Below are 16,191 nucleotides of genomic sequence, written 5' to 3'. Positions count from 1 at the left end.
TCTGGTAAGGCCAAACATAGGCAAATAGATGAGAATTTGTATGGCAGCAGGTGTGGGAATTTTCGATTGAGCTAACGAGCCGAAACACACTTTGGGGCATAAATGTTTTAGAAAAGGCTGTACACCGATGTGTTAGCTGCCTTTTCAGTATGATTCTTTATTACTTGGTGACAGTTATTCTGCATTCAGTAATTTATAGGGGCGGGCAATCGCTCCTTTGAGATCGCCGAGGGAAAACACCTTCGAAAAGCGCGCAAAGCTTTTGCCATAAAATATTGTTTCTACCACGGGCAGACTAAAGACATTGTATCTCGCGGCAAGCTCTAGGTGAGCCTCACAGTCGATATAGACTAACTGCATTTGGGGAAAATCCTCCGCTAGCATAGCGGCGATTTGCGGTTTTAGTACCTGACATACCCCACAACTTGGCGCACCAAATAGCAGTAATACCGCTGGATTTTGCTTTAGTATGGCATCCAGTTGCTCAGGTGTTTCAAGGGTGTGGATAACGGCAGTCGGCATGGACAATCCTATCGAATTTGGGGTTTTACAGGCAGAGTATCACGGAATTAATCCCCATTTTACGGCACTACTGCCGATAAATGAGCCTACGAAAAATAGACCCACCGTCAGTATGATAATGCCGAATACTATTACCCCTGCTATTTGTGTTCCGCTGAGTTTATCGATCCAATGTGAAAGCTTATTTATCATTTTTGCTTTACCTCGTTACAAAATGGATTAGCTACACCATTGGCGCTCGCAGGGGATACCATCGCCATCACCATCCATTTGCGTGTTGGGGCAATTTTGAATGTAAAAGGTCGCTTCGGCACAGGAGCGCATATGGCTGCAATGGGTTTTACCTGCTTCACAGTGAAATTGAGGTTCGACTGTTCTTGGAGATTGTACTTCGGAATAAGCGGCTGGCTTTTCCTCAACAATAGTTTCTTGCCGTTGTTGAAATTCCTTATAGCCAAATCCTGCGAGTGCAACAAGTAATAAAAGTGAAATCAAACGGTTGAATGATGACTGAGTGTTGTTGGTGCTTTTATTGCCTCGATTGACCTGCGGCGTTCGGCTTGCGGCTGCTGATGTGGGGGTTGCTGCCTGTACCGCAACGCCCTCTATTGAAGCGATTACAGCTTTAATTTTGCCGTCATTCTGGACTTCTGTTTGGTATAAAATGCTATCGCCGACTTTCGGTTTTCGCGCCATCTTCTTAAGCACTGAGATATGGATAAACACATCACGAGCACCGCTTTGATCTGGCTGAATAAAGCCAAAGCCCTTTTCATCGTTCCAGCGTACTAGTACGCCTCTCTCCATGAGCATTGATTGTTTCCTTATGAGTTGATTCTGCGCCTAACTGGATTTACTTGCATAAAAGGCTGCTAGCTAAGTTACTCAAGTTACAGCCTTTTGGCAATTTGTATCTGGGTGGCATCGCGATTGATGCACTTTGCTTTGTGCGCGGCGATTGCCTCAGTACCTTGTGGTTTATGTGATTTGAAAAACAAATCACCAAACCGTTTTGACTAAATTTTGCGCTAAAAACTTGCCATATTACTGTGTGTCGCATAGTATTTGCTGTGTGCCACATAGTATGTACGGCACAGTGTTAATCAATAGGAATTGAGTATGACAAGTTCACAGCTAGTCAAAATGCGACTCGAGTTACGCCGTGGCGTATTAGTGTTGGCGGTATTGGGATTGTTAAAACAACCCCATTATGGTTATTCGCTTCGCAAACAGTTGCAGGACGGCGGTATCGATATCGACGAGGGAACGCTGTATCCCTTAGTGCGCCGTTTAGCCGAGCAGGGATTGTTAGAAAGTGAGTGGCGACAGGCTGAAGGACGCGAACGCCGTTACTATCAATTGTCATCATCGGGGGCTGAGCTACTTAGCCAACTAACCGAGGAATGGCAGCAACTTAATGGTGCCTTGGCATTTTTGCTAGGGCAGGTTACCGATGAGAATACAGAGGAAAACTGATATGGAATTAGTTGACCGTTATATTGCCGCTGTGCAACGGGAATTGCCCGAAGATAAACGTCAGGAAATTAGTCGTGAACTCAAAGCTAATATCTGTGATCAATTGGATGCCCTTGCTGAACAGGGTGAGCTGTCGGAATCACAAATCGCCGCAGTGTTAAAGCAAATGGGACATCCGGCACTGGTCGCCTGGCAATTTGTGCCACCAAGCCCCATAGTGGCTAATGAAGATATCTCTTTGTTTAAGTACACCTTGTATATGGTACTGGGCGTCTTATTTGTATTGCAGGTGATTGGTGGGGCGACCCAATGGCTTGGTGCGACTGAAGGGAGTTTATTAGGATTTCTGCTGCATATTGTCCACGGCTTTATCGGTGATGCTTGCTTTGCATTTACCGTAATTGTGTTGTCATTTTGGAGTTTTTCAATTCAGGGAAAATCAATTTCCGCTGGCTGTAGTAAAGACTGGCAACCGCAACAACTGCCCAAAGTGGTGCCTTCTTGGCAGCAAATCCGCTTTAGTGATGTGTTTTTCGATCTAGCGACTTATCTTTTTTTACTCTTGGTAATTTGGAATAGTGTCTGGATGAGCGCCGAGCAACTGGCGGCACGTTCAGTTATCTTCAGTGTTAATGTACAGCAATTGCTGCAATGGTTTAGCCCCATTATCTTGCTGTCTATTTTCAATAGTCTTTGGCAACTGCGCCGTCAGGTGTGGACGGCAACATTATTGCTAACGAATATGGGGATGAATCTAGCCTATGCGTTATTGCTTGTTTTTCTGGCGTTTAACTCGCCATTGTTACAGGTTCAAGGATCTGACTTAAATGGTCTTTTTACAGTAGAACAGTTAGATAAATGGTTAAGCCATGTCCTGTTGATTACCGCATTATTCCCCAGTTATGAATGTATCCGTGATCTGTTGAGGTGGCGAAAGTTAACTGCAAGCTAGAGGCTTAAATCGTGGCGTGATTCGTGGTGAGGGATTATTTGTTTTGCTTACTGCTAATACTTGCTTGCGCTTGTTGCTTGTACAGTTCAAATAAACCTTGCTGCTTCATTTTTTTGAGTTGTGCAGCGAGGTTTATGGCCAGTTGGCTATGGCGCTCGTTTAAATACCCATAGCTTGTGATTGCCTCTAATGTCGCTATTGGTTTTATTAGGCCGTCTTTAAACTCAGGAGTTTGCTGAAGGAGTTGTGAACTTATTTCTGAATCGATGTAGATATCTATCCGGCCGTGAAGTAATTTTCGAAATGAGTTAATGGGTGAAGATGATTCACTAAGCCGCGTTTCTGGGATAAGCGCTGTAAGGATTTGTTCTACTCGCAATATGCCTCGGTAATATTCAACCTTATAGTCTGCTGTGGTTAGTGATTGCCAATCAGTAAGCTTGATATTCGGATTATTACTAAAGGCGATTAAATGTGTTTCGATAATGGGTTCTTCAACCCTAATCACATGTTGTACTTTATCGCCATAGGTGAACACTCTACCGGGTTCGCCATCGACTTTACCTGACTCCAGCATTTTGCTGGCTCGAATTGCGGGTACGAGTTCATAACTAAATTGATAACCCAGTTGGTCTAAGGCATGGCTGTAAATGAGTTCGGCCCATTTAAAGTAAAAGCTATGTTCAGGATCCTCATAAAACGCCATAGTAAATATGGGTTTATCCGTTACACTCGCCGCTGTTGGCGACGGTGTGGTTTCACTCGCTTGGGCGCTTAAGCAAAAGACGATTCCAATTAATATATTGGATATACCCGCAAGGTTCCTAAACGGCATGCTCACTCCCTTTAATATTGACTATATAACCTGAACTCGGGGTAACGAGTGTCGAAAAATCTAAACTCAACAAACTAAATAAATGCTATAAATGATTATTTTGAAAAGAAAAATTTTTTCTGACTGAATGCGCAGATTTTTGCGCATATCAAGGCACTCTGTCGTACGCATAGTGAGCTCTGGTTATATAGAGTATAGCCATCCTAATTCACTGGCTTAGCTTTATTCTCCCTTGTTCTTCGAACGGTGAAAAACCTCAATATCGGCAACAAAATGTGATCTGATGGCGGACAAATTGTCCTTTTGTTGATAAAAATGTGCGACTCAGCACATAAATTTGACAGATAAATGTCGTTGGCGATTTTTCTCTCACTGGAGTTTGAGCTAGATCCGCTTTTGTGCTGTGAAGACAGTGTTAAATCCGCGTCATCAACTCGTTGACTCGGGAAACACTCAATGAAACTAAAACAACACGTTTTAAAAACACGGTCAGCTAAAGCCTATTTAACTGGCCTATGTTTATTGCCACTTAGCGGCTTATCGGCCACAGCACTTGCTGATGATCTGGATAAAATCGAGCGTTTAGAAGTGCGTGGCAGGCAAATTAATACCTTAGGCCATAGTACTTCGGCGTCTGAAGGGATAGTGGGTGCGGCGGAGATCGAGAGTCGCCCGCTGCTGCGCACGGGGGAGATCCTTGAGTTTGTCCCCGGGATGATAGTCACTCAGCACAGTGGTTCGGGTAAGGCGAATCAGTATTTTCTGCGTGGCTTTAACTTAGACCATGGCACAGATTTTAATACTCGCGTCGAAGGTATGCCGGTCAATATGCGGACTCACGGGCATGGGCAAGGGTATACGGATCTTAACTTTTTAATCCCCGAGCTGTTAGGGGAAATACGTTATGCCAAAGGAGCTTATTATCCTGAAGTGGCAGACTTTTCTGGCGCGGGTGCGGCGCAAATTCTGCTCGCCGATGAACTCGCTTATCGCCAAGTTGGGGTGACCTTAGGTGAATACGGTTATCAACGGCTGGTGGCGACTCAGGATATGAAGACCGACGCCGGCCGATTTATTTTAGGAACAGAATTACAGGCTTACGATGGTCCTTGGAGTGATATTAAGGAGGATGTCAGCAAGGTCAATGTGGTTGGTCGCTATCTTACCAAGCTTAATGGCGGGGACTTTAGCCTCACTATGATGGCCTACGACAATAGCTGGAATTCGGCGGATCAAATTCCGGCGCGGGCGGTGGAGTCTGGGCTGATTGATTTTTACGGTTCACTCGACACCGATGTGGGCGGTGAGGCCAGTCGTTATAGCATTTCAGCGAATTATGACGCTGGCAACTGGCAGGCCAATGCCTATGCCATCCGCTCAACCATGGATCTGTTTTCAAACTTTACTTACTTCTTAAACGATCCCATCAATGGCGATGAATTTGAGCAGGTCGATGAGCGCACCATTTGGGGCGGCGATATTAAACGCGACTGGCAAATGAGTCTGGCGGGGACACAAATCAATTACAGTCTAGGTGCCGATGTACGTTACGACGATATTGGTGCCGTGGGTTTATATAACACCAAAGCACGGGAACGCCTCAGCACTGTGAGACTCGATGAAGTGCAGGAACTCTCTACGGGATTGTTTGGCAAGCTGGAGTGGTTGCCTGCTGACCAATGGCGTTTGAATTTAGGCTTGAGATACGACTATTTCGATGTGCAGGTCGATAGTGATAATCCCCTCAACAGCGGTGATGCTTCCGATGGTATGTTGAGCTTAAAGGCGGGCGCTTCCTACCTAGTGAACGATAATCTGGAACTCTATATGAATGCGGGGCAAGGATTGCATTCTAACGATGCCCGCGGCGCAACCATTAAGGTCGACCCAGTCACGGGCGATCCGGTTGAAAAGGTCGATTTGTTAGTGCGATCCAATGGTGGCGAGTTTGGGGTCAAATACTATGATCGCGACTTTATTAACTTCTCTGCCGCGCTTTGGTATTTGGAACTCGACTCTGAACTACTCTTCGTTGGCGATGCGGGCAATACCGAACCAAGCCGCGCCTCTGAGCGTTACGGCGCTGAAATCACGGCCTATTATTGGCTTAACGATGATGTGAGCTTAGATATGGAACTGGCCTGGACCCGTGCCCGTTTTACCGAAAATGAACTCGATGAAGGCAAATATGTCGATGGTGCCGTGCCCTTTGTTGGCAGTGCGGGCATTACCTATCGTCCCGATGGCGATGGTTGGTATACCAGTGTCAGGCTGAGATATTTAGGTGAGCGAATTCTCGATAGTTTTGATGAGCATAAAGCCGATGACACCACTTTAGTGAACCTTGCCCTGGGTTATCAGTTATCGGGCTTCGATACTAAGCTGGAGCTATTGAATATATTTGATAGCAAAGACCACGATATCGATTATTTCTACGAGTCTCGTCTAGCGGGTGAGCCAGCTGAAGGCGTGGAAGACTTGCATTATCATCCCGTTGAGCCGCGTATGGTACGGGTGAGTGTCAGTTATCGTTTCTAACTTGAGTGACCATTCTTGAGTGATCATTGCTAGCGCCAACCGATACGCTAAGTTTGTTCCGCACCTAGGATAAACTTAGCGTATCTATTCTGTTTAACATCATCATTTCGATATCTAACTCAAATAAAATATTTTTAAAATCAAGATAGTTAGTCATGTTAGACATTGAGGATGTCAGTGCCCTTCAAGTGGATACCCTCAAACACTCAATACTAAAATTGGTGATGAATATTAAACGGATCGCTGCCGTTATCTCCTGAAGTTTAATCATGGCATTAGCCACTCCCGTTACCGCTTCTTCTACCAACGAGGTGAATGCACAATGTGCAACGCTGGCAGATGACACTACTCAGAGTTATTTAAAGGGATAACACTACCTTTGAACAATAGGCTCCCAATGGCGAGTATTTGCGTTATTTCCCCATTGAAAGGGCTCTGTCACTTAGCGCAAGGGTGACTTTAGGACGTTAAACATCAAGCACGATCATGAGCCGTTATACCATGTGATCTCACTGGCATTGCCCGCTGATATAACTAACATTGACCTAAAACACTACTTTATTGAACTAACACAATTACTTTGCTTTGTGGTTTAAAGCGTTATCGAACACGGTCGCAGTGGCTTCTATAAATAGCGAAGGCCATGCCATTGAGGCACAAGACGGCCACGGCAGTCATTCGCACTCATCCGCCATTTGGCATTTTTTGGGAGGGCGCTGCAATAATTTACTATTCCGACCAAGAGCTCGGCGGCTAGAATGAGTAGTATCTAAAGTTGTGTTTGCCCTGTGAGATTAAGCTTGTCCTATGAGCCGTGTGACTCCCGTTGAAAATATCAATTACTGGCGCCATCCCAGTCTCTCGGGCATTGAACTGAGTCAGGCGGAATTTACCCATTTCAGTTTTGATAAACACGTGCATCTGGATTATCACTTAGGCGTGGTGACTCAAGGGGCACAGCAATTTATCAATAAGGGCTGCCATTATCAGCTAGGACGACATGGGCTATCGACCCTCAATCCCGATGAAACCCACGATGGACAAAGCTGCGACGCCGAAGGTTATCGGGTTAAGGTGATGTCGATCCCCGTGGAATATATGAATGGTATCAGCCTAGAGTTAGGGCTGAAGGCCCATTTCTTTAATGCACCTATGGTGGATGACCCCGCGTTATATCAGTACTTTATCCAGTTGCATGATTTGCTTATCCAAGGCCAATGTTCTGAGCTTGCGGCCGAGTCCCATCTGCTGAATTTTATGCAGCTATTATTAACGCGCCATCCGGCAGGAGTGCTTAAAGTTGAGCAGGATAGGGGGCTATCATGGCAGCAGTTAAATCGAATCAAACAGAAAATCCACGATGAACCTTGGCAAAACACTCAGCTTGAAGGTTTAGCCAATGAGGTTAATCTGAGTAAGTTTCAGTTTTTAAGGCAGTTTAAACAGGCTACGGGGATGACGCCCCATGCCTACGTTAAGCGGGTGCGATTAGAGTTAGCTAAAAAGTCCTTAACCCATGGCGCCTTAGTGGCGGATGTGGCGCAGCAGTTAGGCTTTTTCGACCAGAGTCATCTAAATAAGGCGTTTAAGCAGGCCTTTTTACTCTCACCGGTTCAATTTCAGCGGCGCATGCTTTAATTTGTCTTGGAAAATTAGCGGCGTGCAATTTATTACAATGCAAGCTCTGGCTATTTAGTCATACTGGACTTTCTGTTTTTCTTGTTTTGCGGAGCCGTATTGATGGATGTATCCCTGTTAGTCACTTTAGCCGTTATTCATTGTGTTGCCTTAGTGAGCCCCGGGCCGGATTTTGCCATTATGGTGAAGATTGCCACCTCACAGCCACGAAACACCGCAATCGCCACGGCGGTCGGGATATCGGCGGCGATTTTAGCCCATACCATTTTGAGTTTAACTGGCGTTAGTTTAGTGATTAAAAGCTCCCATACCTTGTATCTCTTAGTGCAATTGCTGGGTGCTTCATACTTGGCGTGGATGGGATTTGGCGCACTAAAGGCCGCGGTGGCTTTTTTCAGTAAACCCAAAACCCTATTAAACAGTGAGGGCGCCGATCCTTCTGGATTCACAACGACATCGGAAAACAGCGCTGATATGTCAATGGCGGGCGCGGTCAACGCTTTGTCAGCTAAACAGGGTTTTATGAGAGGGCTTTATACCAATTTATTGAATCCTAAAGCTTTAGTGTTTTTCTTAACCTTATTCTCTGCCCTGATTACCCCCAGCGTGACGCCCGTGACTAAAGTCGCTGCCGCATTAATGTTATTTGTGTTGTCACTGCTGTGGTTTGGCTTTTTGGCTCTCATGCTCTCAAAAGCCAAGGTGCAGCAAAAGTTGCAACGACTGACGCCTATCATCGATGGGGTGATTGGGCTGATCTTTATGTCGGTGGCGGTAGCGATAGTGTCTAATTTGCTGTTGGCTTAATGAGAACTGAGCGAGGCTGTGATTCGGCTTTTAACACATAGGCTTGGATGGGATTGTTTATGTTTATCCCACCTTAGCTATGCTATCCTTGCCAAGTCTTAATTTGGATGTTTTTGACTTTAAAGGAATAAGCCATGCCTCATGCTCTGTATTCTCGAACATATTCAGCTATTCATCGACTTTCGCGCTTAGGGCTTTTTGCAGGCTTGCTGCTGGGGAGTCTAAGCCTTGCGCCACAGGCTTTGGCCGCACTAGAAGCGGAATATGTGCCGCAGGTGCAAGCTTTGATTGATGCGGCCAAGGCGGGTGATCGTCAGGCGATTGCCAAGCAGATTGCTTATCCTCTCAAGCGGGAATATCCGCTCCCCGATATACAAAATCCACAGCAAATGCTGACGAGATTCCAGCAAGTCTTTGATAGCAAGTTGCTGAGTCAAATTGCCAATTCGACCACAGAGAACAACTGGGAGACTATGGGCTGGCGCGGCATTATGCTCGATCACGGCAGTGTCTGGTTGGACTTTGATGGCAAAATCTCGGGCATTAATTATCAAAGCCCAAAGGAAGCCAAATTAAGAGACGAGCTAATCGCGCAGCAAAAATTGATGCTACACGAGAGTGTGCGCGAATTTGCTAGCCCAGTACTCGCGTGGGAAACCGCGCGATTTACCATACGTGTCGATGCCATCGATAATAACCAATACCGTTATGCCGCTTGGGCAAAGGGTAAATCCCTAAGCGAGAAACCTGATTTAGTCCTCAAAAAGGGTCAATTGGTGCGCGAGGGAACTGGCGGTAATCATTCCTTCCAGTTTAAAAGTGGTCCCTATCGCTATGTTTGCGATGTGATAGTGCTCAGCGCCGAAGAGAGTCCTGTGGGTAGACTTTATGTCTACAAAAACGATCAATTGCTGGTACAGGAGCCTGTGATTAAGGCGCTATAGCTTTATTGGTCATTCGCTTAAGGCAATTCCCTGATGCGAATGCCATCGAGGTTGCCTGTAGCTGTCTTTTATCAACACAGGATTTAGGTTTGTTGTGATGATTAATCCCGCCAAAATCGCCGTTTTCGGCACTGCCATAGTGCTGTTGTTTTTACTAACTGAATGTCGCCAAAAAGAGCAAATTCCCCTGTGCGGCCATGTCGAAGGTACGCCAATCGATACTAGCTTTGATGGCGGCCTAGACAATAACGACCGCACTCTGGCATCAACCAACTGCTTAAAAATCAAAGCACTTTACGATAAAAGTGATCGCCAAACTAAATGGTTTAGCAGTTCGCCTTCTATCGCTGTGATGAACGCCTTGGGTTACTTAAAACAAGATGATACCGACAACAGTGGCGATTCCTATGCGATGACATTTTATGTACAGGAGGAATTTGTGTTTGGCCCAAGCCGAGGAGAATATGTGCAGTTTCGTCAGGACGGTAAGGGCGTTATCTTACCCGGCACCGAAGCGGCCAAGGGCAATGAGGCCAAGGTTGGTGTTAACGGTCAGTTTGACCGCTGGTGCCAAAAATTGGCCTCAATCGAGTTTGCAGGTAAAGACAATTGGCGCAGGCCAACGGAGCAGGAGTTAAATACCCTCTATGGGGATGGTGAGAGTCGCGCAGCCTATCAACGTGCGCAGTGGAGCTCGACAATCCCTTCTTGGTCTAGCACAGTGTATGAGACCGAATTCGAGGTCGGCATTATCTCGGTCGCCCCCAGCGGTTATAGCTTTCGCAGTTATGCCAATAGTGCCAAATTTGCTGTTTGTGTCGCCGCGTTTTGACCCGCTAAAGAGAGCTTGAACAAGCTCTCTTTTCGCCTTATTTAATCAACTTAATCAGCGCTTTAAATCGATCGCCTTGGGCATCGTGTTGCAGTTCAAATAACAGTGACTCCACATTGGTCAGCGTGGCTCCCTTGGCGGTCATCATTTGAATGCCCAGCTGTTTATTGTCAACGCTGCGGGAAGAAACGGCATCGGCAACGACATGCACTGAGTAGTGCTGATCGAGCAGATCACGGCAAGTCTGGTATACGCAAACATGGGTTTCTATCCCCGCGAGCAACACCTGTTTCCGCCGAGTTTGGGTTAACGCATTAGCAAATTCATCACAATACCAACCACTAAAGTGTTGCTTGGCAATGGGCGAGCCCGTTTTTTCGAGTAAGGTTTTTAACTCTTCAGTGGTCGAGCCTAGTTTGGCGGGTAATTGTTCGAGCCAAAGGATAGGAATTTCAAACAGCTGCGCGCCTTGGATGAGTGTACTCAACTGCTGATGAAGCTTGGCTGAGTTATCCATGATCTGAGCGAGCTTTCCCTGCACATCGACGATAACGAGTACACATTCTTCGGGTTTTAACATCGGGTATTCCTTCTGCGCGGGTGGAATAAAGGCATCGTTTAGCGATTGCTCTGCTTATTTTGTGAATTGTGTGTTTTTTACACTGTTAGTAAACCCTAATTGAGCAGCCTCACCAATAGGGCAAAAGTCGAATATGCCGTGCACTTAAATTGCTCACTAAAAGAGTGCGCTGCCTCAACGCTTGCACAAGTCTGGTGCATTTTTAATCGGCTAATTCAAGTGTATTCTTTATTATTTCTTTTAAATCAATAAATTAAAATTCTGGCCTAATGATTGAATTATCTTGGCTACAAGTTAATAACAATCGCGTTTTTTTGGAGGTCAGGATGAAACTAGTCAGCGCTATCATCAAGCCATTTAAATTGGATGATGTCCGTGAAGCTATCGCCGGAATTGGTATTGAGGGGATGACGGTGACCGAGGTTAAAGGTTTTGGCCGTCAAAAGGGGCACACAGAGTTGTACCGTGGCGCTGAGTATCAGGTGGATTTTTTACCAAAAGTAAAACTAGAAATTGCCACTAAAGCAGAAAATCTCGACATGCTGATTGAGGCGATTACCACCGCGGCTCATACGGGAAAAATTGGTGACGGCAAGATTTTCGTTATCGACTTAGAACATGCCATCCGTATTCGTACGGGTGAACTCGACACTGAAGCGCTATAGGGGGCGGAAGATGGAAGAACTAACAAAATTAGGCGTGACAGTCTCTGAACTGCGCTTTGCACTCGACACCTTTTATTTTTTGATTTCTGGCGCCTTAGTTATGTGGATGGCAGCGGGTTTTGCCATGCTCGAAGCCGGCCTAGTACGCTCTAAAAATACCACCGAAATTTTAACTAAAAACGTGGTGTTATATGCGATTGCCTGTGTGATGTACCTATTGGTTGGCTACAACATTATGTATGTCGACAATGCTGAAGGTGGCTGGTTGCCTTCACTCGGTACGCTGATTGGCTCACAAGCTAGTGATGCAAACCATGCCTTAGAATCAGACTTCTTCTTCCAAGTGGTGTTTGTGGCAACGGCGATGTCGATTGTCTCTGGCGCTGTGGCGGAGCGGATGAAGTTATGGGCTTTCCTATTCTTCTCCGTGGTGATGACAGGCATTATCTACCCCGTTGAAGGCTACTGGACTTGGGGTAAAGGCTTTATCTCTAGCTTAGGCTTTGTAGACTTTGCAGGTAGCGGTATTGTGCACATGACAGGTGCTGCTGCGGCTATCGCTGGTGTGTTGCTGCTCGGTGCTCGTAAGGGTAAATATGGCCCTAACGGCCAAGTCAACCCAATCCCTGGCTCTAACCTGCCAATGGCAACCTTAGGGATGTTTATTCTATGGATGGGCTGGTTTGGTTTCAACGGTGGCTCACAGTTGATGGTTTCAGATGCGGCTAACGCTAGCTCTGTCGCTAAAGTCTTTGTGAACACCAACACCGCGGCCGCTTTTGGTGCTATTTCTGCCCTCGTTGTGTGCAAAATGATTTGGGGTAAAGCAGATTTGACCATGATCCTCAACGGTATTCTGGCGGGCTTAGTGGCAATTACCGCCGATCCGCTGTCGCCTTCACTGCTGATGGCGGGTGTGATTGGCCTAGTTGCTGGTGGCTTAGTGGTGTTCTCAATTGTGGGCTTAGATCGCATTAAGATCGACGATCCAGTTGGTGCGATTTCGGTGCACGGCGTGGCAGGTTTCCTCGGTTTAATGTGTGTGCCGTTATCAAATGCCGACGCCACTATTACAGCGCAATTAACTGGTGCAGCGATTATCTTCGCATGGGTATTTAGCGCGTCATTTGCGGTATGGTTTGTGCTGAAGATGACCATGGGTATCCGCGTTTCTGAGGAAGAAGAATATAACGGTATGGATGCATCTGATTGCGGTATCGACGCTTACCCAGAGTTTGTGACAGTCAAAAGTGCAGGCTGATATGACTTGATGCCTCTAAGGGATAAGAGGATAGTAAAGCAGAGCCAAGTGCTCTGCTTTTTTTATGGGTATTCGATTCTACTTGCACCGCAACAAGGAGCTAACGATGCGCTTAATCTCGGATCTCACCGCACCACTTAGACGTACCTGTTTGCTCGGGAGTATGCTGAGTGCTCTCTTAGCCTTGCCCACTTTTGCGGGGCAAGTTGTGGTGACTCGCTCGGATAAGCCTTTCGATGCTTTTGCTGTTCGCGACCAAGTGCTGAAAGATTATGAATGGCAGGAGTCTTTGAGAAGACAGGAGCAAATTCAAATTCTGCAAGCCTTGCCCCTTGGGTGTATCGTGCAGATGCAGCCATACCGTTACTTTCGCTGTGGCCAAGATAACTATCGTCCTTACCGTTATCAGCAGCAGGATGTGTATATCAAGGTTGACCCTCCGGCGCAGCGTTAACTCTCAAACTGCCGCAATCCTATGCGACAGGTCGTGATTTTTTGTAACCATTTAATGACGTCTTTTTGGCCAAGTGTAATAAGCTCAAATAGGAGCCTTATGGTCTGGGGGACGTATCATGATACAACTGCGCACCATCTCTAGCGGTATATTCTACTCATTATTACTTTTACTATTATGGGGTTGCAGCTCGACAGCTCCCAAACCTAGTGATAATGAGATAGATGCCCTGTTTGCCGATTCGTTGTTTACACCGGTTAATAATATTCCTAGCGTCGAGGATATTTTTAGTCTTCCGCCCTCTGTGGTAGCCGATGTCCGGCGTGCCTACGATCGCTATAGCTTCTCGACGAAAAATCCCGTCGCGGTGCACGAATGGTTAGCGAGTTATATCAATGCTAACCAAGATGGTGGCCACAGCGACTTTCACTATCAAGATAATCTGACTCAAACCGCCAGCGAAACCTACGCCCAGCGTGCGGGGAATTGTATGTCGTTGGTGGTGATGACATCGGCGCTAGCGGATATTTTTAAGATTGGCACTGAGTTTCAGGATATTGCGATTGAACCCGTATGGGACAAACAGGGCGAGTTTTATCTGATCAATGGCCATGTCAATCTGCGCTTGCTACCCGCTTCAAGCGTGCATGCGGTTTATGTGTCGACCCATGCCATTTTGGTCGACTTTATGCCCGAGCGCGCCCTGCGAGGCTACAACAAAGTGCAAATCAATCGCCAGACCTTAACCAGTATGTTCTATAACAATATGGCCGCCGAATCCTTGGTCGAAGGGAATTTAGACCGCGCCTATGCGCTGATTAAAGCGGGTTTAAAATCTGGACACTTTATCCCTGCACTCAACACCTTAGCCGTGATTTATCGCCACAAGGGCGATGAGCAACGTGCAGAGCAAGTTTATCGCTACGCCCTTAAGTTTGATGCTAATGATATGACGACCCTCTATAACTTAGCGGTGATCTTAGGTGAACAGGGGCGTTTAGATGAGTGGGCACAGATCCATAAAGTGCTTGAATTAGCGCGTATTCGTAACCCTTATTACTACTACGATATGGGTGAGCAGGCCTACGATGAGCATCAATACCGTGAGGCGCTCGCTTGGTATCAAAGGGCGGTTGATAAGGCCGATTATCGCCATGAGTTTTTCTTTGGTCTGTCACGCACCTATTGGGCGCTGGGGGATGAAAAACGCGCTAAACAGAATATGGAAAAGGCGGTGGCACTTAGCCACGAAGCCACAGATAAGCATCGTTATCAGGCCAAGTTACAGGCCATGCAGCAACACTAAATTCTTAACTCAACCTCCTTTGTTTGTGCCTAATACCTGATAAAGGAGGTTTTTTATTTCCGCTTTCATCACCGCTTGCTTCCAACCCCAACACTTGCTTGGCTTTAGTTTGCATATCACATTGAAATATTTGAATTTGTATTTTTTAAAAATATGTTAAAACAAGACCTTATAGCTGATTTGTTGAAATGGAGACAACTTGGTTGCATTAGCGGCGCAGACTGGATAAATTGAATTCAGTATTGCAGTCGAGATCCCTATTGCAGCGATAAAAATAGCCTAAACACGAGAGTGGGAGCAGTAAATTATGTATTACCAAAATGATGACGTTCGCATTAATGAAGTCAAAGAGTTACTTCCACCGATTGCGATTCTTGAACGATTTCCTGCTTCCGAAAACGCTGCTGCAACTGTGTTTAACGCCCGTCAAAGCATCCATAACATTCTCGCTCGTCAAGATGATCGTTTGTTAGTCGTTATTGGACCTTGCTCTATTCATGATCCTAAAGCTGCATTGGAATATGGCCAGCGACTGGTTGCGCTAAGAGAACGTTATCAAGATCAGCTCGAAGTGGTGATGCGAGTGTATTTTGAAAAACCGCGTACCACAGTGGGTTGGAAGGGGCTCATTAACGATCCTTATATGGATAACAGCTTCAAACTGAACGATGGTTTGCGTACTGCGCGTAAACTTTTAGTCGATTTGAATGACTCTGGCATGCCGACCGCGGGTGAGTTTCTCGATATGATTACCCCGCAGTATGTGGCGGATATGATGTGCTGGGGCGCCATTGGTGCGCGCACCACAGAATCCCAAGTGCACCGTGAGTTGGCCTCGGGGCTATCTTGTCCTGTCGGCTTTAAAAATGGCACCGATGGCACGATTAAGGTGGCGATTGATGCCATTGGTGCCGCAAATGCGCCGCACCACTTCTTATCTGTGACCAAATTTGGCCATTCGGCGATTGTGTCGACTAAAGGTAATCCGGATTGCCATATCATTTTGCGTGGTGGCCGTGAGCCTAATTACAGCGCAGCCCATGTGGCGCAAATTAGCGAGCAGTTAAAAAAGGCGAAGTTGGTCGACAATATCATGATCGATTTTAGCCATGCCAACAGTAGCAAACAGTATCAACGCCAAATGGAGGTTGCCAACGATGTTGCTGAGCAAGTCGCATCGGGTAATAAGGCGATTTTCGGTGTGATGGTTGAAAGCCACTTAGTGGAAGGACGTCAAGATCTGATTGAAGGCCAAGCACTATGCTATGGTCAGAGTATCACGGATGCTTGTATTGGTTGGGACGATACAGAACGTTTGCTCTCAGTGCTAAATCAAAGTGTTATTGAGCGTCGTCAGCGCGATTAATACGCTTAAAGATCA

The 16,191-nt window shown here is 46.3% G+C and carries 16 protein-coding genes; 12 read left to right on the top strand and 4 right to left on the bottom strand.

Annotation, left to right across the window (positions count from 1 at the left end):
* Positions 1-174: 174 nt before the first annotated feature.
* Together HG547_RS16275 and HG547_RS16270 are read right to left on the bottom strand one after the other, a co-directional pair.
* The gene (locus HG547_RS16275) at positions 175-522 is read right to left on the bottom strand and encodes a thioredoxin family protein (protein WP_169548405.1); all 348 of its coding nucleotides are present in this window, start codon (positions 520-522) and stop codon (positions 175-177) included.
* A 219-nt stretch (positions 523-741) separates the two neighbouring features.
* Positions 742-1,335 carry an excalibur calcium-binding domain-containing protein gene (locus HG547_RS16270; protein ID WP_169548404.1) on the bottom strand — a complete coding sequence of 198 codons (594 nt, stop codon included), beginning with the start codon at positions 1,333-1,335 and terminating at the stop codon, positions 742-744.
* A gap of 306 nt (positions 1,336-1,641) precedes the next feature.
* Between HG547_RS16270 and HG547_RS16265 the strand changes: the two genes are divergently transcribed.
* Both HG547_RS16265 and HG547_RS16260 read left to right on the top strand, forming a co-directional pair.
* Positions 1,642-1,998 (top strand): helix-turn-helix transcriptional regulator, encoded by a 357-nt coding sequence (locus HG547_RS16265; protein WP_037414271.1) that lies wholly within the window; start codon positions 1,642-1,644, stop codon positions 1,996-1,998.
* 1 nt (position 1,999) lies between these two features.
* On the top strand, positions 2,000-2,950 hold the full coding sequence (locus HG547_RS16260; RefSeq protein ID WP_169548403.1) for a hypothetical protein: 951 nt from the start codon (positions 2,000-2,002) through the stop codon (positions 2,948-2,950).
* A gap of 34 nt (positions 2,951-2,984) precedes the next feature.
* On the opposite strand, the gene HG547_RS16255 is transcribed toward HG547_RS16260, so the two are convergent.
* Entirely contained in the window at positions 2,985-3,785 is an 801-nt protein-coding gene (locus HG547_RS16255; RefSeq protein WP_169548402.1) for a hypothetical protein, read from the bottom strand.
* 456 nt (positions 3,786-4,241) lie between these two features.
* Here HG547_RS16255 and HG547_RS16250 point away from each other — a divergent pair, with 456 nt between their 5' ends.
* The 5 genes from HG547_RS16250 (at position 4,242) to HG547_RS16230 (ending at position 10,544) form a co-directional block, all read left to right on the top strand.
* Positions 4,242-6,323, top strand: coding sequence for a TonB-dependent receptor (locus tag HG547_RS16250; RefSeq protein ID WP_169548401.1), 2,082 nt, complete (start codon positions 4,242-4,244; stop codon positions 6,321-6,323).
* An 807-nt stretch (positions 6,324-7,130) separates the two neighbouring features.
* Positions 7,131-7,961, top strand: a complete 831-nt coding sequence (locus HG547_RS16245; protein ID WP_169548400.1) for an AraC family transcriptional regulator — start codon at positions 7,131-7,133, stop codon at positions 7,959-7,961.
* A gap of 102 nt (positions 7,962-8,063) precedes the next feature.
* Positions 8,064-8,768 (top strand): LysE family transporter, encoded by a 705-nt coding sequence (locus tag HG547_RS16240; protein ID WP_169548399.1) that lies wholly within the window; start codon positions 8,064-8,066, stop codon positions 8,766-8,768.
* Positions 8,769-8,902: 134 nt separating this feature from the next.
* Positions 8,903-9,712, top strand: a complete 810-nt coding sequence (locus HG547_RS16235; protein WP_169548398.1) for a hypothetical protein — start codon at positions 8,903-8,905, stop codon at positions 9,710-9,712.
* Positions 9,713-9,809: 97 nt separating this feature from the next.
* Positions 9,810-10,544 carry a DUF1566 domain-containing protein gene (locus HG547_RS16230; protein ID WP_169548397.1) on the top strand — a complete coding sequence of 245 codons (735 nt, stop codon included), beginning with the start codon at positions 9,810-9,812 and terminating at the stop codon, positions 10,542-10,544.
* Positions 10,545-10,581: 37 nt separating this feature from the next.
* Here HG547_RS16230 and HG547_RS16225 read toward each other — a convergent pair whose 3' ends face one another.
* Entirely contained in the window at positions 10,582-11,124 is a 543-nt protein-coding gene (locus HG547_RS16225; RefSeq protein ID WP_047538833.1) for a hydrolase, read from the bottom strand.
* A gap of 326 nt (positions 11,125-11,450) precedes the next feature.
* Between HG547_RS16225 and HG547_RS16220 the strand changes: the two genes are divergently transcribed.
* From HG547_RS16220 to aroG, 5 genes are all read left to right on the top strand, one after another.
* Positions 11,451-11,789: a P-II family nitrogen regulator gene (locus tag HG547_RS16220; RefSeq protein ID WP_011071066.1), complete on the top strand. Its 339-nt coding sequence runs from the start codon at positions 11,451-11,453 to the stop codon at positions 11,787-11,789.
* Positions 11,790-11,799: 10 nt separating this feature from the next.
* Positions 11,800-13,050: an ammonium transporter gene (locus tag HG547_RS16215; RefSeq protein WP_037414289.1), complete on the top strand. Its 1,251-nt coding sequence runs from the start codon at positions 11,800-11,802 to the stop codon at positions 13,048-13,050.
* Between the two features lie 106 nt (positions 13,051-13,156).
* Entirely contained in the window at positions 13,157-13,504 is a 348-nt protein-coding gene (locus HG547_RS16210; protein ID WP_169548396.1) for a hypothetical protein, read from the top strand.
* A 118-nt stretch (positions 13,505-13,622) separates the two neighbouring features.
* Positions 13,623-14,810, top strand: coding sequence for a hypothetical protein (locus tag HG547_RS16205; protein WP_169548395.1), 1,188 nt, complete (start codon positions 13,623-13,625; stop codon positions 14,808-14,810).
* Between the two features lie 307 nt (positions 14,811-15,117).
* Positions 15,118-16,176, top strand: coding sequence for a 3-deoxy-7-phosphoheptulonate synthase AroG (gene aroG, locus HG547_RS16200; protein WP_169548394.1), 1,059 nt, complete (start codon positions 15,118-15,120; stop codon positions 16,174-16,176).
* Positions 16,177-16,191 lie beyond the last annotated feature (15 nt).

The organism is Shewanella sp. DNRA4 (assembly GCF_012843185.1).
In the GTDB taxonomy this organism is placed as follows: domain Bacteria; phylum Pseudomonadota; class Gammaproteobacteria; order Enterobacterales; family Shewanellaceae; genus Shewanella; species Shewanella xiamenensis.
The sequence above is the reverse complement of the archived record's forward strand: the minus strand, read 5'-3'. Positions and strand labels throughout refer to the sequence as shown.